This window comes from Nostoc sp. (assembly GCF_036917315.1).
Classification (GTDB): domain Bacteria; phylum Cyanobacteriota; class Cyanobacteriia; order Cyanobacteriales; family Nostocaceae; genus Nostoc.
In genome coordinates, this window is the sequence record NZ_JBALDR010000061.1 from 67182 (window position 1) to 90155 (window position 22974).

The 22974-nt window shown below is 41.6% G+C and carries 4 protein-coding genes; 1 reads left to right on the forward strand and 3 read right to left on the reverse strand.

Going from position 1 to position 22974, the window contains the following annotated elements:
* Window positions 1–44: 44 nt before the first annotated feature.
* The 3 genes from V7K84_RS28640 to V7K84_RS28650 are packed head-to-tail and all read right to left on the reverse strand — an operon-like array spanning window position 45 to window position 21890.
* Window positions 45–4310, reverse strand: a complete 4266-nt coding sequence (locus tag V7K84_RS28640; RefSeq protein ID WP_334843193.1) for a beta-ketoacyl synthase N-terminal-like domain-containing protein — start codon at window positions 4308–4310, stop codon at window positions 45–47.
* A gap of 4 nt (window positions 4311–4314) precedes the next feature.
* Window positions 4315–15153, reverse strand: a complete 10839-nt coding sequence (locus V7K84_RS28645) for an amino acid adenylation domain-containing protein (RefSeq protein ID WP_334843196.1) — start codon at window positions 15151–15153, stop codon at window positions 4315–4317.
* Window positions 15150–21890: an SDR family NAD(P)-dependent oxidoreductase gene (locus tag V7K84_RS28650; protein ID WP_334843198.1), complete on the reverse strand. Its 6741-nt coding sequence runs from the start codon at window positions 21888–21890 to the stop codon at window positions 15150–15152. The genes V7K84_RS28645 and V7K84_RS28650 overlap by 4 nt, the downstream gene beginning before the upstream one ends.
* 698 nt (window positions 21891–22588) lie before the next feature.
* On the opposite strand from V7K84_RS28650, the gene V7K84_RS28655 reads away from it, so the two are divergent.
* Entirely contained in the window at window positions 22589–22723 is a 135-nt protein-coding gene (locus V7K84_RS28655) for a microviridin/marinostatin family tricyclic proteinase inhibitor (protein ID WP_334843201.1), read from the forward strand.
* Window positions 22724–22974 lie beyond the last annotated feature (251 nt).

Below are 22974 nucleotides of genomic sequence, written 5' to 3' on the forward strand. Positions count from 1 at the left end.
TGAAAATATTTCTTAATCTAAAATCCAAAATTATTGGATACGGTTCATATTGCTATTTCTTCTCTATCAATTGCACCTAAGTTAATATCTGGTTCTGGATGTTGTTTCTCTAGCTTTAATGCTATTTCAGCTATTGTGGGAGACTCAAACAAACTTGCTAGAGATAATTTGATATAAAAAATATTTCGTAATCGGGACAAAACCTGAACAGCTACTAAGGAATCTCCTCCCAATTCAAAAAAGTTGTCATTTATTCCCACTTGTTTGATCCCCAAGAATTCTTGCCAGATATCAGCAATTTTTTGCTCAATTTCATCGCGGGGAGCTATATATGAATTTGGCAAATCGGGTCTTGAGTGGAGTGCAGATAATTTTTCTGGCTGAAAATTATCCGACTTTCTTTGTAATGAAAGCTGTGATTTTTGGTCAGTCTCTTTTTGTCCAAACTTTGTGCTAAACGCGACTGGTATAGAAGCTTGAGCCATAATAATCTTATGCTCAAATGCTTCAGTTTCTGGAAAAGCAGCAACTTGGACAAAATCTTGAGCGCGTAATGCTTCAAACCACTCATTTTTGATAATAAAAGGCTGACCTGGGCTGCGTCTATTATCATCTAAAAGTTTCAACAGCAGACCCCAAGTGATATCAAAGTCTATTTTCGGCTGAGTAATTTCCCACACTAATAGGAAACCGCCAGGAGCTAATAAAGAGCGTACATGGTGGAGTGTTTGATCTATGTTCCGAGTTGCGTGCAACACATTAGAGGCAATGATGATATCAAAGCTACACTTTTCAAATCCTTGCTCAGTTGGAGACTTGTCTATATCTAGTAATCGATATTCAACAAATGGGTATTCGTTAAATTTCTGTTGCGCTTTAGTCAGGAAGCCGCTACCAATATCAGTAAAAGTATAGTTGGTTTGTTTTGAAGGCAACACAGGTAGTAATGCTTGCGTAGACATACCAGTACCCGCGCCGATTTCCAGAACTCTCAGGTGAACTGATGATGGCAATGACTTGACCACTTGTTCCAGGCTTGAGCGCAAGATAGAGTTGTAGTAATTTAGTAATGCCAATTCTGAATTTGAACCGTTGTTTTCTTCTTGATAAATCAGTTCATTGAAAAACTCTAAGGGTTCTTGTTCACCAACAACAACGGCAGCTAAATTTTTACCACAACGCTGCACTAAATCTACTGTTAGAGATTTAGCAGCCATTCTCACTCTGACTTCTTCTAAAAGTTCATGAATTAAATCTTGCGAACATGGCACTAATCCAGTAAATAACCCCTCTTGTTGCTGTAATTGTCCTTGCTCTACTAATATTTGCAACCATCTACACACTAATTGTTGATAACGAGGAGTTATATGGCATTGCGTTAACAAATTCTCTAAAGAATACTTTTCTTCGGCATTCTTAAAAGCCCCTAATTGCTTGAATGCAGAGTTGATGTAGGCTGTACATAAACGATCCAACCACTGTCTGTTCTCTTGATATGTTAACTCGTTGAGTTCTCCATTTCTAACACTTGCTTGATTCTGGCCTGCTTCTATGAGCGATGTCCACAATTGTGATGTTGTGGGTAAGGTTTGCAACTGCCCCCAAGCTGTTTTTTGTGGGGGGTCAATCCAATAACGTTGGCGCTCAAAGGGATAAGTCGGTAAGGGAAGACGATAATATTCCTCCTGACTATAGAATCCAAACCAATCTATATTGACTCCAGCCAGCCAGAGTTGACCTAATGTATTGAATAAAACACGAGTATCGGATTGCTTTTCTTGAGGATGACGTACCGAAGTCAACACCGTTTGTGCGGCTGCTTTCTCTGGATGCCTTTTAGCTAATGTAGTCAGTGTGTGTCCTGGCCCCACTTCTAGTAAGATTTGCTCAGGTGTTGCCAATAATTTCTCTACACCTTGGGCAAAAAGCACTGTGGAACGCAGATGTTGAGCGTAATAGTCAGGATTTGTGGCTTGTGTGACTGTAATCCATGTACCAGTCAGGTTGGAAATATAAGGAAGTTTTGGGGGATTTAAGGTAACTTGTTTTACTCGTTCTGCAAATGCGTTTAAGATTGGTTCCATCATTTGCGAATGAAAAGCATGAGAAGTATGCAGACGGCGACATTCAATCCCTTGAGTAGCTAGCTGATTTTGTAGTGCCTCTATTGCTGCTATAGAACCGGAAACCACGCACTGCAAGGGTTGATTAATCGCTGCAACAGAAAGTTCCGATCCTAATAGGGATTTTACTTTCTCTGCGGGCAGGGGAACAGAAAGCATTGCCCCACTAGGAAGTTGCTGCATCATCTGTCCGCGTGCTGCTACTAGAGATAAAGCATCTTCTAGGGAAAAAACTCCTGCTAGAGTTGCTGCTACATACTCGCCAATACTATGACCGATCGCAGCTTGTGGCTCCACTCCATAAGACTGCCATAATTTAGCTAGGGCGTATTCAATTACAAAAATAGCAGGTTGAGCGATCGCTGTTTGTTGAAGTTGCTGCGATGCCTCATCAATCTTTTCGTCACTGGGGTAAAGAATATGACGTAAATCTTGCCCTAGTAAGGGTTTAAGAACTTCTGAGCAATAATCAACTTGTTCTTTAAATACTGTCTCAGTTTCGTAAATTTCCCGCGCCATATTGACATACTGAGAACCTTGACCGGGAAACATAAAGACAACAGGTCGTTCTGTAATCTCTGTATAGTTGGTGAAAACTTGTTGGGCTGCTAAACTACTGAGATTTTTGACAGCATTTTCTAAGTCTTGACAAATTAATATCCGTCGATGATTAAAACCCCGGCGACCACTATTGAGGGTATAAGCTACATCGCCTAAGTTGAGTTCTGGATGCTCTTTTAAATGCGTGATTAAATTATTTGTCGCCTTCTCCAGTGCAGTTGCAGTCTTAGCAGAAAGTACCAAAAGTTGATAATTTCTCCCCTGCTCCCCTGCTCCCCTGCTCCCTTGCTCTAACAAAGGAGTTTCTTCCAAAATCACATGAGCATTCGTCCCCCCCATACCAAAAGAACTAACTCCAGCACGGCGAGGGGTGTCATTTGTTTTCCATTCAGTCAGGGTTGTATTGACGTAAAAAGGACTGTTAGCAAAATCAATTTTGGGATTAGGTGTCTCGAAGTGCAAACTAGGAGGCAGCATTTGATGTTCCAGTGCTAATGCAGTCTTAATCAAACCTGTGACACCTGCTGCTGTATCCAAATGTCCAAAGTTGGTTTTTACTGAACCAATAGCACAGAAGCCTTTTTTATCGGTAGTTTGACTAAAAGCTTGAGTTAAAGCTGCGATTTCAATCGGATCTCCTAAAGGTGTAGCTGTACCATGAGCTTCAATATAGGAAATTGTTTCGGCATCTACACCAGCTATAGCTTGAGCTTCGCTAATGACTGCTGCTTGACCACTCACACTGGGAGCAGTGTAGCCAACTTTGATTGCACCATCATTATTGATCGCCGAGCCTTTAATAATTGCATGGATGTGGTCGCGATCGCTTATTGCATCCTTTAATCTTTTCAATACCACAATCCCAGCACCGCTACCGGCAAGAGTTCCTTGTGCTTGAGCATCAAAAACACGGCAGTGTCCATCAGGAGAAAGAATCATTTCCTCTTGATACAAGTAACCTCTTTTTTGGGGAATGCTGATAGAAACTCCACCAGCTAAAGCCATATCACATTCACCATTTAATAGGCTTTGACAAGCTAAATGAACAGCAACTAAAGAAGTAGAACAGGCAGTTTGTACATTTACGGCTGGCCCTGTCAAGTTGAGTTTATAAGCAACTCGTGACGGCAAAAAATCTTTATCGTTGGAAATTCCCAATTGGAGAAGGCTAAATGTCTCTAATAATTGATGATGAGGATAGAGATTATTGAGCAAATAACTATTTATCCCCACACCACCATAAACCCCGATTAAACCGTTGTAAGTTTGTGGGTCATAACCAGCTTTTTCTACAGCTTCCCAAGCTAATTCTAAAAATAGGCGTTGTTGTGGATCTATTAACTCAGCTTCTTTCGCACTATAAGTAAAGAAATTTGCATCAAACAATTCAATTTCTGATAAAGCAGCACTAGCTTTCACATAATTAGAATTACTCAGCAAATCTAGAGAAATACCAGAATTTATCAATTCTTCATCTGTCAACCAGGAGATAGACTCTACACCATCACGTAGGTTATGCCAAAAAGATTCAATATCTTTTGCTCCTGGAAACCGTCCGGCAGTAGCAATTATTGCTATCTCAGAATTGTTTAGATCATTATTGTTATTAATTGAATCTACTTTCATTTTTTTACCTTTTTTTCTGAGAACGATGCTGTTGTCTAAGTTGTAATTGTTGGTTTCTTAAAGATTTGCTGTCACTATGTGGTTGAATACGAGAACTCTTTTCTGTAAACGTATCTTCTTGATTTAATTTAGTATTCAAGTATTCGCTTAAAGTATGTATAGTTGAGTAATTAAACATATCAACTATTGACAATTCTAAACCAAATTTTTCTTGCAATTGCTGATTAATTTGTACTAGTAATAACGAATGACCTCCTAGTTCAAAGAAATTATTGTAAACTCCCACATTTTCTACTTCTAGCGCTTTTTGCCAAATACCAGCAATGATTTTTTCTACTTCTGTATTTGGCATTACATAATCTGATAGTTCCTGATGTAAATCTGGGTCAGGTAGAGCGCGATGGTCTACTTTGCCGTTAGGTGTCAGGGGTAAGGACTCCAGTATCACAAAAGCGGCTGGCACCATATACCCAGGCAGTTTATTGGAAAGGAACTGTCGTAGTTCGCTGGTTGTGGGTGTACTTCGACTCCGCCCTTCTCTACGAGAGGCTGCGCCAACGGCTACGCTCAGGACAGGCTCAGTACAAGTCGCCTGTGAATGCGGTACTACGTAGGCGACTAAGCGTTTATTACCTGGAATTTCTTCACGGGCGATGACACAACATGTCTGTATATCACCATTTTGGCTCAGTATTGCTTCAACCTCGCCTAACTCAATGCGGAAACCGCGTATTTTTACTTGATTATCAATTCTTCCCAAGTATTCGATGTTGCCGTTTGGTAAGTAACGCGCCAAATCTCCAGTTTTATATAATTTACTCTTTCCTATCTCCTCAAACGGATTGGAGATGAATTTCTCTTGTGTCAACTCTGGACGGTTAAGGTAGCCTCTGGCTAACCCCACACCACCGATGTGTAACTCTCCAGGCACACCAATCGGCACTGGTTGTAAATTTTCGTCTAAAATGTAGACTTGTGTATTGGCGATCGCGCTACCAATAGTTATTTTCTCGTCATCATTGAATTTTGTGTTGCCTGTGGCTAGCGTAGCTATCGTGGCACAGACAGTAGCTTCTGTTGGCCCGTAAGCGTTGAAGAAGTTTCTGCCAACAGACCATTGCTTGATTAATTCAGCAGAACAGGCTTCTCCGGCTACAATTATTGTTTGCAGTGCCGGAAGTTCCGACTCAGGCATAACTGCTAACGCCGATGGTGGTAGCGTGATATGCGTAATAGAATAATCACGTAATAGCTTAATTAATGGCTTTCCTGGTAATAGAGAGTCTTTTGTTCCAAGGTAAAGTGTTGCACCTGACCCCAAAGCCATCACGACTTCCCAGATAGAAGCATCAAAACTGAAAGAGGCAAATTGAAGAATGTGACTATCCCAAGTCAAGCCAAAAGTTTGAATCTGAGCTTGAGCTAAGTTGCATAATCCCTTATGCTCAACCATCACGCCTTTAGGTCTGCCTGTTGAACCGGAAGTATAAATCACATTAGCTAGATGAAAAGCTCTGGCTCCACTGACAGGATTACCTTGATTGTTTTGGGTAATTTGTGACCATACCTCATCTAAGCAGACAAGTTTCGCCTCAGAATTAGGCAATCTATCAACGAGTCGCTGCTGAGTTAACAGTAACGAAACTTGAGCATCTTCTAGCATGAAGCTCAAACGCTCAGTTGGGTAATCGGGGTCAAGCGGTACATACGCTCCACCCGCCTTGAGAATCCCTAATAGGGATACCACCATTTCTACTGAACGTTCTATACAAATGCCAACCAACACATCTGGTTTTACACCCAGAGTTTGCAGGTAATGCGCCAATTGATTCGCACGACAATTTAATTCCCGATAGGTCAAATGCTCCTGCTCAAATACCACCGCTACTGCTTCGGGGGTGCGCTCAACAAAGCTCTCAAACAACTGATGGATACACTTATCTTGGGGATAGTCTGCTTGAGTATTGTTCCATTCAACTAATAACTGCTGTTGCTCATATTCTGTAAGCATTGGCAATTGGGAAATTTGTTGCTGTGGATTAGCCACAATACTTTCAAGCAAGGTTAGAAAATGACCAGTCATTTGCTCAATGGTGCTGCCATCAAACAAATCAGTGTTATGTTCCCACCACCCTACCAGTCCAGTAGTAGTGTTCTCTATTAATAAACCCAAATCAAACTTAGCAGTTGTCCCTTGTACCACTAATGGACTGACAGTCAACCCAGCAAGCTCTACTTGCTGCATGGGTGCATTCTGGAGGGAAAACGCCACTTGGAACAGTGGTGTGTGGCTAAGATCCCGTTCTGGCTGCAATGCTTCCACCAGCATTTCAAAAGGCAAGTCTTGATGAGAGTATGCATCCATTGCCATTTCTCGAACGCGACTAAGTAATTCGCTAAAGCTAGGATTGCCTGCCAAGTTGGTACGCATCACTAAAGTGTTGACAAAAAAGCCAATTAACCCTTCAATCTCACTGCGATCGCGATTTGCGATCGGTGTCCCTACCAAAATGTCTGCTTGTCCTGTGTAGCGATAAAGTAGAGTATCATAAGCTGCCAACAGCGTCATAAAGAGGGTACAACCTTGCTCTTGGCTTAGTTTTACTAATTTATCGGTTAACTCAACTGAGAGTGCAAACTTTTGATATGCGCCAGCGAAAGTCTGCACAGCAGGTCTTGGTCGGTCTGTGGGAAGTGACAATAAAGCTGGTGCATCTTTTAGTTGCTGTTGCCAGTAACTCAGTTGGCTTTGGAGTACATTTCCTTGCAACCAGTTTCTCTGCCAAATTGCAAAATCTGCGTATTGAATCGGCAGTGGCGCTAAAGGTGATAAGTGGTATTGAGAATAAGCATCGTACAGTGCTGCTAGTTCTTGGACAAACACATCCATCGACCAACCATCAGAGACAATATGGTGCATACATACACTCAAGACATATTCTGTCTCATTAAGCACTACTAATATTGCTCTAATTAATGCTTCACTTGCCAAGTTAAAAGGTTGAATAGCTTGTTGTTGAGCTAATTGCTGTGCGGCTATTTCTTGTTCGCTTACTTCGACTTCGCTCAGTACAAGTGTGGATAAATGCTGACAGTCAACAACTGAGACTGTCCAATTCGTTTGTGTATGAATAATTTGAGAAGGTTTTCCATCAATGGTGATAAAGTTGGTGCGTAATGCTTCGTGGCGATGAATAATTTCTTGTAAGCTTTGTTCTAAGGCAACTTGATTGAGAGTTCCGACTAGACGTAAAGTTACGGGTATGTTGTAGAAGGCACTGTTCGGCTTTAACTGGTCTAAAAACCATAGCCGTGTTTGAGCATAAGACAGTGGTAATTGTGCATCCTTTTCCCTTGGTAAGATGGGTGGGGAAGTTAGTTCTAAGTCCTGTTGCTGTAACTGCCCAATCGATTGCGCCAATTCGGCTACTGTCGCTTTTGCAAACAGCTCACGTAATGTTAGTTCTACTTTAAAGCTGGTGCGAATGCGTGAAAGCAGTTGGGTTGCTAGTAGCGAATGTCCCCCAAGTTCAAAGAAGTTATTATGTATGCCTACCTGCTCCAGTTTCAAGACTTGTGCCCAAATTTGTGCCAGCATTTCTTCAATTGGGGTGCGCGGGGCAACAAATTTTTCTAGCAGTTTGCTATCTAACTCTGGTTTTGGCAGTGCGCGGCGGTCTACTTTGCCGTTAGATGTCAGGGGCAAGGACTCCAGTAGTACAAAGGCTGATGGCACCATGTATTCGGGTAGCTTCTTTTGCAGGAAGCAGCGAACTTCACTGAGTAATAAACTCGAACTGCTCCAGGTCGGTTTTACAGAATCACTGACTAAAGTACTACCAGACTCCTGTCGTTGATACTGGTTTCTGGATGGGCGTCTGGCATAGATATTGTAGAGTCCAGTATTTTCTAATACAGCATCCTGCTCTATAGTTAGGTCGTATCCATGTTCTCTTAGCAGGTCTGCAATCTCCTCCAACCTACCGTTAATGTTATGAACCTCTACAACTATCTGCTGAATCTTTTGCCAATCTTTTTGTTGGATGCCAGAAAGCACATCCCGCTCACTTTTCTCCACATCGATTTTTAGCAAATCGATCTTCTCAATGCCATGCTCATAAATTACATCAGAAATTGTTCTTAAGTGGCAAGTGAATTGCTGACTCTGCAATTTCTCTGCTAGAAGTTCATCAATTGCCTGACTAGATACTCCTGTGTCATTTTCTCCAATATTTTGTTGTTTGAACAAAAAGGATTTAAGTACCTCTCGCTCTTGATCGGTATCTGCAAAGCGCCCGGAAATGACGGAAACTTGAGGATAATATGTAAAAATGTCACTCTTTGTCTCGCTCGAAAGACCAAGATTAAATAGCTTTACATTTAAGCCATAGCCCTGAGTATTTAGGCGTAACAGATCAAAAACAGGTGGAATTGGCTCAAATGCGTAAATAGAAACATCTTTACATCTTTGACCTGCGAATAGTGCGAACAGACCAATATTGGCACCGACATCAAAAATACAATCCCCTTCATTGATGGTAATACCATGTTTTAAATAAGCTTGTTCCTCCCAAAGTTCTTTGTAGACGAATTCTGTTTCGTTTTTATTCAAATGGGCAATCACCATGCCATTGGGCAACTCATAGAGTAACTCTTCATTCAGCAGACCTTTGTTTTTAAAACGAAGTAGTTGCAAAACTGGGAAGGCATACTCTTGGTCGGGGACAATATAAGCTACCAGACGCTTATTGTTAGGATCGTCTTCACGAGCGATGACTACAGTTTCTCCCACAGCCTGGTGTTGTGTTAGCGCGGCTTCAATTTCTCCCAACTCTATGCGGAAGCCCCGCAGCTTAACTTGATTGTCGATACGCCCCAGGTACTCAATATTACCGTCGCTTAAGTAGCGTGCAAGATCGCCTGTTTTGTAAAGCCGTGAATGCAGATCGTCACTAAATGGACTAGGGATAAATTTCTCATTGGTTAAGTCGGGGCGATTGAGGTAGCCTCGTGCCAACCCCACACCACCGATGTGCAATTCTCCTGGTACACCAATCGGTACTGGTTGTAAGTGAGAATCTAAAATATAAATTTGTGTATTGGCGATCGCACGACCAATAGGCACTGTCCTAAGATTAGTATCTGGTTTGCATTGCCAATAAGTGACATCAATTGCCGCTTCTGTTGGCCCATAGAGATTGTGCAATTCACAGTCTAACCGAGCGAAAAAGCGTTCCTGGAGTTCTAAAGGCAGAGCTTCGCCACTACAGATAACTCGTTTTAAGCTACTACAATTTTTTACACTTTCTTCTTCTACGAAAGCCCGAAGCATAGAAGGTACAAAATGCAGTGTAGTCACCTGCTGTTCCTGGATTAGGTTGGCCAAGTAAGCACTATCTTTATGTCCACCTGGTTTAGCCAAAACTGAACGCGCTCCAGTGATTAATGGCCAGAAGAACTCCCAAACTGAAACGTCGAAGCTAAAAGGAGTTTTCTGTAAAATGCAATCTACTGGTGTTAATTGATAAGCTTGTTGCATCCACAGTAGGCGATTGTAAATCCCCAAGTGAGTGTTCATTGCTCCTTTGGGCTTTCCAGTCGAACCGGAAGTGTAAATCACATAAGCCAAGTTACTATCTTGCACACCAGTAATTGGATTATCCTGACTTGATACAGAAATAGATTGCCAGTCAGTATCTAAACATACAATTTGCGCTTGATGCTCAGGCAGCCTTTCAATAAGTTGTTGTTGTGTCAGCAGCACTGAAACTTGAGCATCTTCAAGCATAAAGCTCAAACGCTCTTGGGGATAGTCTGGGTCAAGTGGTACATAAGCACCACCCGCTTTAAGAATCCCCAACAGTCCAACAATCATTTCCAATGAGCGTTCTATATAAATGCCCACTAGCACATCTGCTTGTACGCCCAATGAGCGCAAGTAATGAGCTAACTGATTAGCTTTGGCATTCAATTGGTGGTAAGTCAGTTGTTGATTTTCAAACACCACTGCTACAGCATCCGGTGTACACTCCACCTGTTCCTCAAATAACTGATGAATACACTTATCTGGTGGATAATCAGCTTGAGTAGAGTTCCACTCAACAAGTAACTGCTGCTGCTCAACTGCTGTCAGCAGTGGGAATTGCGAAATTCGCTCATTGGGGCTAGTAATAATACCTGCGAGCAATGTCATAAAATGACCCGTCATTCGCTCAATGGTACTAGAATCAAATAAATCAGTGTTATACTCCCACAGCCCCACCAGTCCAGCAGCAGTGTTCTGCATTGATAAAGTCAAATCAAACCTGGAAGTTGTACCTTCTACTACCAGTGGACTAACGGTTAACCCAGTCAACTCCAATTGAGACATGGGAGCATTTTGGAGGACAAAGGCCACCTGAAACAGTGGTGTATGGCTTAGATCCCGTTCTGGCTGTAATGCTTCTACTAACATTTCAAAAGGCAAATCCTGATGAGAGTATGCATCCATTGCCATTTCCCGAACACGACCCAGTAACTCACAGAAACTAGGATTGCCTGATAAGTTGGTACGCATGACTAAGGTATTGACAAAAAAGCCAATTAACCCTTCAATTTCACTGCGATCGCGATTTGCGATCGGTGAACCAACCAAAATGTCTGCTACACCTGTGTAGCGGTAAAGTAGAGTATCATAAGCTGCCAACAGCGTCATGAACAGGGTAACTCCTTGCTCTTGACTTAACTGTATTAACCCACTAGTTAGCTGCTTGGAAAGTGCAAACTGTTGATATGCCCCTGCAAAACTCTGCACAGCAGGTCTTGGTCGGTCTGTGGGAAGCACTAATAAACCTGGTGCATCTGCCAGTTGTTTTTGCCAATAACTCAATTGGCTTTGCAGTACATTCCCTTGCAACCACTGTCTTTGCCAAATTGCAAAATCTGCATACTGAATCGGTAATGGTGGTAAGGGTGACGGTTTACCTTGAGAATAAGCATTGTACAGTGCTGCTAACTCCTGAACAAATACATCCATTGACCAGCCATCAGAGACAATGTGATGCATACACACTAACAAGACGTGTTCTGTCTTATTAAGCACTACTAATGTCGCCCTAATTAATGCTTCAGTTGCTAGGTCAAAGGGTTGAATAAGTTGTTGTTGCGCTAATTTCTGTGTGGCAATTTCTTGTTCAGTTGTAGATAAATGCTGATACTCAACAACTGAGAACGTCCAATTTGTTTGTGTTTGAATGATTTGAGAGGGTTTTCCATCAAGTGTGATGAAGTTGGTGCGTAACGCTTCATGGCGATGAATAATTTCTCGCAAGCTTTGTTCTAAGGCTGCAACCTTGAGAGTTCCTTGAAGATGCAAAGCTGTAGGTATGTTGTAGATGGCGCTGTTCGGCTCGAACTGGTCTAAAAACCACAAACGCTGTTGGCCATAAGACAGTGGTAATTCTGCATCCCTTGCTCTTGGTAAGATGGCTAGAGAGGTTTTTTCTAAGCTTTGTTGCTGCAACTGCCCTATCTCTTGTGCCAATTCGGCTAGTGTTGCTGCGGCAAACAGACTACGCAATGGTAGTTCTACTTTCAAGTTGGTGCGAATGCGTGAAAGTAGTTGGGTTGCTAGTAGCGAATGTCCCCCAAGTTCAAAAAAGTTATCGTAAATGCTTACTTGCTCTACTTTCAGCACTTGTGCCCAAATTTGTGCCAGCATTTCTTCAATTGGGGTGCGTGGGGCGACAAATTTTTCTAGCAGTGTGCTGTCTAACTCCGGTTTTGGCAATGCGCGGCGGTCTATTTTGCCGTTAGATGTCAGGGGTAAGGATTCCAGCATCACAAAAGTGTTTGGCACCATATAGCTGGGGAGTTGGTTGGCTAGGAACTGACGTAGTTCTGCGGCTGTAGAAGATTGTTTTACCTTCGGCACTACGTAAGCTACTAAACGTTTGTCGTCAAGTTCATCCTCTCGTATCACCACCACGCTTTCCCAAACAGCTGGGTGTTGCGCTAGTAGTGCCTCAATTTCTCCCAACTCAATGCGGAAGCCGCGAATTTTGACTTGGTTATCGATGCGCCCTAAATACTCTAAATCGCCATTGGGCAAATACCGCGCCAAGTCTCCTGTTTTATATAATTTTGAATTGTCAAAAGGACTAGATATAAACCTCTGTGCTGTAAGTTCCGGACGATTGAGATAGCCACGCGCCACCCCTGCACCACCAACGTACATTTCACCAGGAACACCAATCGGCACTGGCTGTTTATATTCATCCAGCACATACACCTGTAAGTCGGGAATCGGACGACCAATTACACTGGCTGTGCTATTTAAATCAACTTTGCTCAATGGGCGATAAGTGACGTGTACAGTGGTTTCCGTAATCCCGTACATATTCACTAATTGGGGTGACTTGTCGCCATGACGCTCAAACCAAGGCTGTAAACTCTTGAGTTCTAAAGCTTCCCCACCAAAGATAACCAAACGCAAGTTCAAATTGCCAGTAGTTGCTGTTAACTGTTCGGCTTGAATTAATTGACGGAAAGCTGAAGGTGTTTGATTGAGAATTGTGACTTGTTCTTGAGCTAGTAATTGGTAGAAGGATTCGGGCGATCGCGTCACTAAATAAGGCACTACTACCAGTCGTCCACCATACAGTAAAGCTCCCCAAATTTCCCATACGGAAAAGTCAAATGCATAAGAGTGGAACAGTGTCCAGACATCATCTTGATTGAAGCTAAAAGATGCTGCTGTGGCTTCAAATAGACGAACTACATTTGAGTGATTTACTAAAACGCCCTTGGGCTTACCTGTGGAACCCGAAGTGTAGATGACATAAGCTAGATTACTTGGTGTCGCGGGGTTTTTCGGATTTGATTCGGTTTTTTGAGCAATTTTTTCCCAGTCGCTGTCTAAGCAGACGACACGCGCCTGATGTTTGGGAATAGACTCTACTAATTGCTGTTGGGTCAGCAGCACCGAAACTTGAGCATCTTCTAACATGAAGCTTAGACGCTCAGTCGGATACTCTGGGTCAAGTGGCACATAAGCACCACCCACTTTGAGAATACCTAATATTCCCACGATTGTTTCTAGCGAACGCTCCACACACAACCCAACCAGCACATCCGCTCCCACGTCCAAAGACTGCAAGTAATGCGCCAACTGGTTAGCGCGACAGTTCAACTGGTGGTAAGTCAGTTGTTGATTTTCAAATACAACTGCTACTGCATTTGGGGTTCGCTCAACCTGTTCTTCAAACAATTGATGGATACACTTATCCTGGCGATACTCTACGTGTGTGTTGTTCCACTCAATCAATAACTGGTGTTGCTCAACTTCTGTAAGCATTGGCAATTGCGAAATCTTTTGTTGTGGATTGGCCACAATTCCTTCCAGCAAGATCACAAAATGCCCCAGCATCCGCTCGATAGTGCTGGCATCAAAAAGGCCAGTGTTGTACTTAAAAATCCCAGATAAAGAAGAACTTGCTTCTGCGATCGTCAGATTTAGATCGAACTGACCCTCCATCTGAGGCATTTCAAAAGGTTTGAGTTTAATTCCTTCTTTATCTACTTCACCTCCTAACCACAGTTGTTGCGTATGCTGAAACTGCCCCAAGTTCTGGAAAAGGAAGTTGAATACAGCCCCAAAGATAGGAGAACGGCTCGGATCGCGCTGTGGCTGCAATCTTTCTACCAGTAGAGCAAAGGGAAAATCTTGATGTGCTAATGCTTCTGATACTGTTTGGCAAACTTGAGCCAGAAACTCTTGAAAACTAGGATTTCCTGAAAGATTCGCCCGCATAACCACTGGATCGACAAAATAGCCAACTAGTGGCACAAATTCCGGTTGAGTTCTACCTGATGTGGGCGCACCAACCAGAATATCCTCTTGCCCCGTGTAACGATACAAGAGAACCTGAAATGCAGCTAGCAGAACTATGTATTGGGTCACGCCTTCTGCTTGAGCTAGCTTTTTCAGTTGTTCTGTGAGCTTTTGGGATATTTTGAAATTATAAGAAGCGCCGTTATAGGTTTGTATCGCTGGTCTTGGTCTATCTGTTGGCAAGTTGAGTACAGGCAACTCTCCTGCGAGTTTTTGCTGCCAATAGTTCCACAGTTTTTCTCCTTGAGTACTGGTTAATAATTCTCTTTGCCAACGAACGTAATCTATATAGGAGTGCTTTAGAGGAGTTAGAGATGGCTGAACACCTAACTCTAGTGCAAGATAGACCGTTATTAACTCTTCTATTAGTAATAGTACAGACCAAGCATCAACAGCAATATGGTGTATGGTCACTAACAAGATATGTTCCTGCTGTGAGGAACTGAACAAACGCACCCGCATTATCGAGTCATTTTCGATGTTGAAGGGTTGTTGGTATTCCTGAAAAACTTTTTGCTCAAGCTCCTGCTCTCTCCAAGTAGAGGCATTTATCTGCTGAAAATCTGTGAACTGAGTTTGATGGATCTGTTGAACAACATTATTATCTTGCTTAAAAAACTTGCTACGTAATTGTGGATGACGCTCAAGAATAATTTGGAGACTTTTTTGTAAAGTTGTAACATTTATCGGTGAACATATCCGACAGGTAAAAGCTACATTATAGGCTGCGCTTTTAGGTGCTAATTGCCACAGAAACCACAGGGATTGTTGACCGTAAGAAAGAGGATAAATATTTAAAATATCTGAGCGATCGCGCAGTAACTGTAAAATTTCAGTTTTGTGCTGTTTTAGTTGAGCAATGACATCAGGAGTTAATAAACTTTCGGAACCATCTATTAGTAATTTTTCTCCATCATGCCCTAACTCAATTCCTTTAAAAGAAATGTCTTGTAAAAATTCTAATAAATTCATAATTCTATTTTAATCCTATTACTACTTTTGATATTTACTAGTTGAAATGGCTCATTACTTTCCTCCTGAACTTCTTTGTCTGATTTCTCATCAGAATCTAAGCCAAGTTCTTCCAATAGATAATCAGTTAGCAAATCTACAGTAGGATACTTAAAAACTAAATTTAGTGGCAAAGAGCATTTTAAACTCTTTTGCAGGTGATTTTTCAAATCTAAAGAAGTTAGTGAATCCATTCCTAACTCGAAAAAGCCTTTTTGTAGATCGATAGATTCTGATAGATGCCAACCGAGGACTTTAGCCACTACTAAAAAAATATGATCCTGCAAAAGTTTTCGGCGCTTGGTAATATTTGTTGTCTTGATTTGTTCAACCACCTCAGATTGCATAACCACAGTTTTTACTGAAGTTTGTAAAAAGTTAGTGAACAATGGCGAAACTGAATTTGATTTTTCTAAAAACTGCACCCAATTTATATGCATAACTGCAACTTGAGTAGAGGATTGACACAGTAATTGCTCTAGAGCAACTAATCCCTGTTCTGGAGAAAACGTTCCAATACCCCGCGTTTTTGTTTGCTCATCAAGTTGACGCTCTGCGAAGGCTCCTACTTGCGACCAAGCTCCCCAATTAATGCTCAAACCTGCTAGTCCTTGAGCCTGGCGATGATGGGCTAAAGCATCAAGAAAAGCATTGGCTGCCGCATGGTTGGATTGACCTGCATTACCAAGTAAAGAAGCTATAGAAGAAAACATCACAAAAAAGTCTAAAGGCTGGCTCTGAGTTAAAGTATGCAGATGCCAAGCTCCTTCTACTTTTGGAGCCAAAACTTTTGCAAAGCGTTGCCAGTTTTGTTGTTGTAGAACGCCATCATCCAAAACACCAACAGAATGAATAATTCCGCACAGTGGTGGTAAAGTTCGCTCAATTTCTGAGAGTACTTTTGTGATTTGTTCGACATCAGACACATCGGCTTGAATAACATTTACTTGAGCGCCAGCTTGTTTTAATTCTTGAAGTTGCTCATGAACAGCGACACTTGCACTACTACGCCCAACTAACACCAAATGTCTTGCTCCCCGTTCCACCATCCAACGAGCTACCAATAAACCCAAACCACCCATACCCCCAGTTATCAGGTAGGTACTATCTTCACGGAAGCTTAGAGGTTTGGGTGCTGTTTCTAAATAATCTTTAGGCTTCTGATAGCGAGCTAACCTAGCGACATAACGCAGTTGGTCTGTAAAGGCAACCTGGTCTTCTGTAGTCGGGAACCAAATTTCCTCAAATAAGGCTTGCACCACTTTTGCATCTGCCTTTGGAGCTAAATCTACCCGCACACAGTTGAGTTCTGGATGTTCGGTAGCGATCGCCCTTGCCATTCCCCACAAGCTTGATTGCGCTACTCCCTCTAGATTGGCGATCGCTACTGCTCCCTGAGTTACTAACCAGAGGCGAGGATGATCGGATAAATTAGTCCCTGTCAATGCCTGGACTAAATGCAAGGTGCTACCACATCCTAGTAAAGATGCCGCAGTTAAATCGGTTGCGGTGAGTTCTGCTGCTTTAACTGTATCTAAACTCCAGCAATAAATGACACCATATAAACTTAAGGTTTTGCTATTGATTGCCTGTAATAGCTTTTGATAATGTTCTGGGTTGCTTGGGTTAATTTTGAATTGTTGCTGGTCTAATTGTTCATATTCCTCACCAACAAATACCAAGGTACAAAGTTGTGAGTGAGTATCTAGCTTGTCAGCTAACTGTTGCGCTATACCTTGCCGATCTGCGAATAACAGCCAATGTTTTTGCTCAACTTGTACCGACTCATTTGGTGATGGTGGTACTTGTGCCAACATTACCATTGCTCTTGATAAAACGCTTTGAGTCTGTTGAGTAGATGATATATTAACTGTGCTTATAAACCCAGTTTCTTGCAATACTTCTTGCCATTGGGCAGCACTAATTAAGGGATAGTCTGGGCGCAAGTGCAAATCGCTAAATCGCCACCATCCTGGAGTTAATCCAAAGATTAAGTCCAGCCAACGCTGACGCTGAGTTGTTTCCAATAAAATTAATATGCCCTGTGGTGCTAATAATTGCTTGGTGTGTTTGAGGGTTTGTTGTAAATGTTGGGTAGCGTGTAAGACATTGGCAGCAACAATTACATCATATTGCTGCTTTTCAAATCCTTGGCTTGTGGGGTCTTTTTCAATATCTAATACTTGATATTTTATAAATGGGAAATCCTGGAATTTCTCTTGGGCTTTTTGGGTAAAAGAGATCCCAATATCGCTGAAGTGGTATTCGGTTTGCTCACAGGACAAATGTGGTAGTAGGTAAGAGGTTGTTCCACCAGTTCCTGCGCCAATTTCCAATATTTTTAATCCCCGTCCAGTTGGTAAATGCTCGACAAGTGAAATTATGGCTTGTTGAGCTAAAATATTCATTACTTTTGTCAGTGGCGAATTCTCATATAACTGGGCTGTAGTTGAGTCGTTTTCGGGAAAAAGCAATTGCAAAGGATCGCATTCGCCCCTTAGTACTTGAGCTAATGATGGCCCGCAACGTCCTAGAAGAGTGAATTCAGCAATTGCTATTGGATATTGAGTTAACAGGGCATTTAATTTAGCTTGCGGATCGCTGTCTTTTAGCTCGCGGATAACTTGCCATTCCAAAGCTTTTGCTTCTAATACCCCTACTTCTGCTAACATCTCTAGTAGTCGCTTGAATAACCGTTGATGTTGGCTGACTACTCCTAACTGGTTAGCGATCGCACCTGTTGTGAAGCGCTGCCCTAATTGCGGTTTCCATCCCATTGCTGTCAGGGCTTGCAGCACATAGTCAATACTGAGTGTTTCTAACTGACTGACTGCTGCTTCATAAACTTTTAGCTGTGGTTCAGCCATCAATTGAGAATATTGTGGCTGAAGTTTAGGACTAATTTCTGCAAGTGCTGGCAGGTAATTTGGAGACAGTTGCTCATTGCTAAAGCGCACTTGAGGTTGCCACTCTACTTCATACAGCCAATTTTCTACAGAATTTTCTTTGAAGTCTAACTGGAGACTTTGCAACAAAGTATTAGGAGTCGCTTTTTTAGCCTCAAAACCTTTGATGTCTGCAATCAACTGCCCGTTAGCATCAAATAGCCTGATATTTGCTACAAGGTTATCTGAATCAGAGTTCTCAGACTGCGTAGGCGTAGCCCGTCGGAGACATCGTACTGCATGACACCATAACTGCTGACTTTGGGGACGTTGGTAAAATTGGAAACTCTCAATTGCGAAAGGTACAAAAGTGTCTTCGCTAGGGAAGAAAAAGCTGGTCAGTTGCAAGCAGGAATCTAGAAGACCTGGATATAATTGATACTTCTCTAAATCATCTACTATGTCAAGCCATTTGAGCTTGGCTAGGGCTTCTCCTTCTCCACACCAGACACAATCAAGCCACTGAAAGCTTGCACCGAATTGAATCTGCCGCTTTTGCCAACTTTGAGAAATTTCCACAGCAGCTATTTGTTGAGTGCAGCGCGTCTGTATCTGTTGGAGAAATACAGTTTCTGGTGTAATGTTAACGCCTTGTGAGATTTTCCCTGTGGCATGGACTAGCCACTGACTTACCTGAGTACTCCCATTCGGAACTGTATCAAAGCTGATGAGTTGGAAAGATGCGCTACTCTCCTCAAAAGACAGCACCAGCTGCACCGTGCGCGCTTTATCTTCGGGGATAACCAATGCTTGAGGGAAAACTATATTTTCTAACAGACATGACTCATTGGCGAAAGTCAATCCTGCTGCACCCAATAGCAAGGAGAGATAACAGGCTCCAGGCACAACAATTTGGTTATAAACTTGATGATCTACTAAAAACGGTAGGGTTTGGCTACTGAATTCAGACTCAAACAGGATTTCTTTACTTAAGGGCAACTGAAGCTTTTTGTCTAATAATGGGTGCAGTTTTGTCGAGTTTTGTTGGCGTTGAGGTTTAGGGGGTGTATTCTCAATCCAATAGCGCTGTCGTTGAAACGGATAAGTGGGTAATGTAACTTTCTTGCGGAAATAGTCGCGATCCAACCCTGACCAATCTATTGCCATTCCACCTACATATAACTCACCCAAACTTGAAAGCAACTGTTGCCATTCTGGCACTCCCGGACGCAGAGAAGGCAACCACAAACCCATACTCTCAGGCAAACACTCACGACCCATACCTAACAAAATTGGCTTAGGCCCAACCTCTAAAAAGACTTCATGCCCAAGTTGATGTAATGTCTGCATACTATCAGCAAACCGCACTGTTTGCCGGATATGATTCACCCAGTATTGTGCACTGCTGATATTCTCGTCAGCAACTTGTCCGGTGATATTAGAGACTAATGGTATCTGGGGTTGGTTGTAGGTTATTTGACTAGCTACTTGCTCAAACTCCTTCAACATGGGTGTCATGAATGGAGAATGGAAAGCATGGGAGACTTGTAACCGCTTCGTTTTTACCCCCTGTGTTGACAGTTGCTGACAAATAGCAGCAATGTATTCACTAGCTCCCGAAATCACTACACTTTCGGGGCCGTTGATGGCTGCTAATGCCACTGTGTCATGAAATGGCGCTATAACTTCCCGCACTCTTGACTCTGAAGCCATCAGTGAAACCATCTCGCCTCCAGAAGGCAATTGCTGCATCAACTGTCCCCGATAGGCAATGAGTTTAAGTCCATCTTCTAGACTGAAAACGCCTGCGACAGTTGCCGCAACATATTCGCCTACACTATGACCCATCACCACATTTGGTTCAATGCCCCAAGATTTCCACAGTTGATACAGGGCATATTCAAAAGCAAATAATGCTGGTTGGGTATAGGCGGTTTGATCAATAGGCAGAGGGGCAGAGGGGCAGAGGGGCAGAGGGGAAAATTCTTCTTTCTCGCCTGCTTGGACAGGATAAAGTACTTCTAACAAAGAATGCTTCAGATAAGGGCGGAGAATTTCATCGCACTGCTCGATGGTTTGGCGGAAGATGGGTTGGCTATCGTAGAGTTGGCGACCCATATTGATGTACTGGGAGCCTTGACCAGTGAATAAAAAGGCTATCTTTGCTGGCTTTTTGCCGGGTTTATCGCTAATTAAGTCGGCGGTGTCTTTTCCAGATACGAAAGCAGTGAGTCGATCGACCAACTGCTCTCTAGAGTCGGCCACAATAGCAAGGCGGTAGTCAAAATGCGATCGCCCAGTGTTGGCAGTGTAACAAATATCTGCTAGAGATATCTTCAAATCAGATTTTAAATAGATTTGATATCTTTTTGCTAGTTCTTCTAGAGCCTTATCAGTTTTCGCTGAAAGTGCCATCAAGTGGCTTGGACGCTCAATTCTCGTCATCACTATTTCTTCTGGCACTGACGACTCTTCCAGGATTACATGGGCATTAACACCCCCAAAACCAAAAGAACTTACCCCTGCTCGTCTAGGAATAATTTTTCCTTCTTTCGTCTTTAAATGTTGCCAGTCTTTTGTTTCTTTAACTATATAAAAGGGACTACCATCTAACTTGATTCGAGGATTTAATTGCTGAAAGTTGTTAATTTTTGGCAATTTTTTATATTTCATTGCCAATAATACTTTTATGATCCCGGCAATACCTGCTGCTGATTCTAAATGTCCAATATTTGTTTTTACTGAACCTAATCCACAATAGCTTTCTGCGGTTTGTTCAATACCATAGTGCTGATACAGTTGTGTATATGCTCGTTTTAAAGCATTAATTTCAATTGGATCGCCTAACGGCGTACCTGTTCCATGAGCTTCTATATAAGATATTGTATCAGGTGTAATATTTGCCTTTATACATGCAGACCTTACAACTTGTGATTGAGAATAAGCATTGGGAGAGGTTAAAGTACGTGCATGACCACCATGATTTATGGCGCTCCCTTTAACTATTCCATAAATATAATTTTTATCCTCAACTGCTTTTTTCAAAGGTTTTAATAAAATGACACCTGCCCCTTCACCTCGCACATAACCGTCTGCTTGAGCATCAAAGGTTTTGCATTTACCTTCAGGTGATAACATACCTAATTTACTAAGAGAAATATAGATAGTCGGTGTACACAATACACTGACACCACCAACTAATGCCATCTCACATTCATTTTGATTGAGTGCATTCACTGCTTGGTGAATGGCTACAAGTGAGCTAGAACAAGCAGTATCTATAGGAATACTAGGGCCATGAAAGTTGAAAAAGTAGGAAATTCTATTGGGAATAATAGAACTATATGTACCTGTAGAATTATATCCTTCAATAAATTCGCCCTTATCTTGTAATTCTTTATAATCGAAATTACAAACACCAATAAAAACACCAACGTTATTTCCTGATAATTCTAATGGTGAATATCCAGCATCTTCTAAGCATGACCAACTCAGTTCTAGCATGATCCTTTGTTGAGGATCTATTCGCCGAGCTTCTCTCTCTGATATTTGAAAAAATTTAGCATCAAATTTATCTACATCTTCGATAAATCCTCCCCATTTGCTAGTACTTGTATTGGGAAGTTCCATATTTGAAGAATAAAAATTATCAATATTCCATCGCTCTTGAGGTATATCTGTTACACTATTAACTCCTTTCTCTAAACTTTCCCAAAACTCATTATAATTATTTGCTCCTGGAAATCTACACCCTATACCAATAATGGCGATCGCCTCTGACTTAATGTTAATAATTTCTGCTTCATCGTTCATAATTAAACTCACTAAAACTAACTCTAATTCTTTAACTGTATTAGTTTCTACATCTTCCTAAATATTCTATTTGTTTAAATCAATATTACCTTACTGAACCTTTGATAAAAATGAGTTGACTTATATAACAAGGCTTAAACTTTTCTATAATGAGTAAATTTTTAATTTATTTGAGAAGCAATCTTACAGATTCGCTCTTGCTACATTTGCATAAATAGCCTTGGTCCTGGCTTTAATTCCATATCCCCTTAGACTATTTCCTACAACCGTTATTAGACCAAACATCTTTATACCTCCTACGATACCAAACGGAGTTCCCAGCGCTGTAAGTGTGGCTGCGATCGCAGCATAACTAACTCCTGATATGACTGATTACTTTACCTTTTTTGATAAAGACGAATTTATTGTTAAAACCAACTCGTTTCCTTTAAATTAACATACTTATAATTTCAATTAAAGCATAGTCTCATTTTTCTAGATAAAATGCAACAGCCTTTAAAGCAATTAATTTAAGACAGTTAAGACAGTTAAGACAGTTATTTTCTATTAACTGCCCACTTAACTTTCCTAAATTTCTTAAGTTTCTTAAATTACTTAGAATCATTACTTCTTAACTGTCTTAAGTGACCTTGAAAAAATATTTAATTAATGATATACATTTAAGTTGAAAAACAAGTTAATTTTTTAAGGAAAACTCTATGCCTACAAAGACAGTCAAAACAGTGGATGTTGTAGCGGTACCATTCTTTGCGCGTTTCTTGTCAGAGCAAGCTACTGAAGGGACAGAAGTTCCTTGGACTTACAAGTTTCCTTCAGATTTGGAAGATAAATAATTTATTTACTCTTCTACATCTGAAAGTATAGCCGTAGCCACATAGGTTAGGACTTAATTACAAGCGTGAATGCTAGGAATAGCAATAGCTTTACCTCCTGCCTCCTGCCCTTTCTTCTCGGAAAGATACCTTGTAATTGGCTGAATCATAATTTAATAAAGTAGCAGTTATCAAATAACTGAAAACTACTCTTAGAGACGCGATGGTGCAGAACACCCGCCGGAGGCGATCGCTTTCATATTACCTTTTCC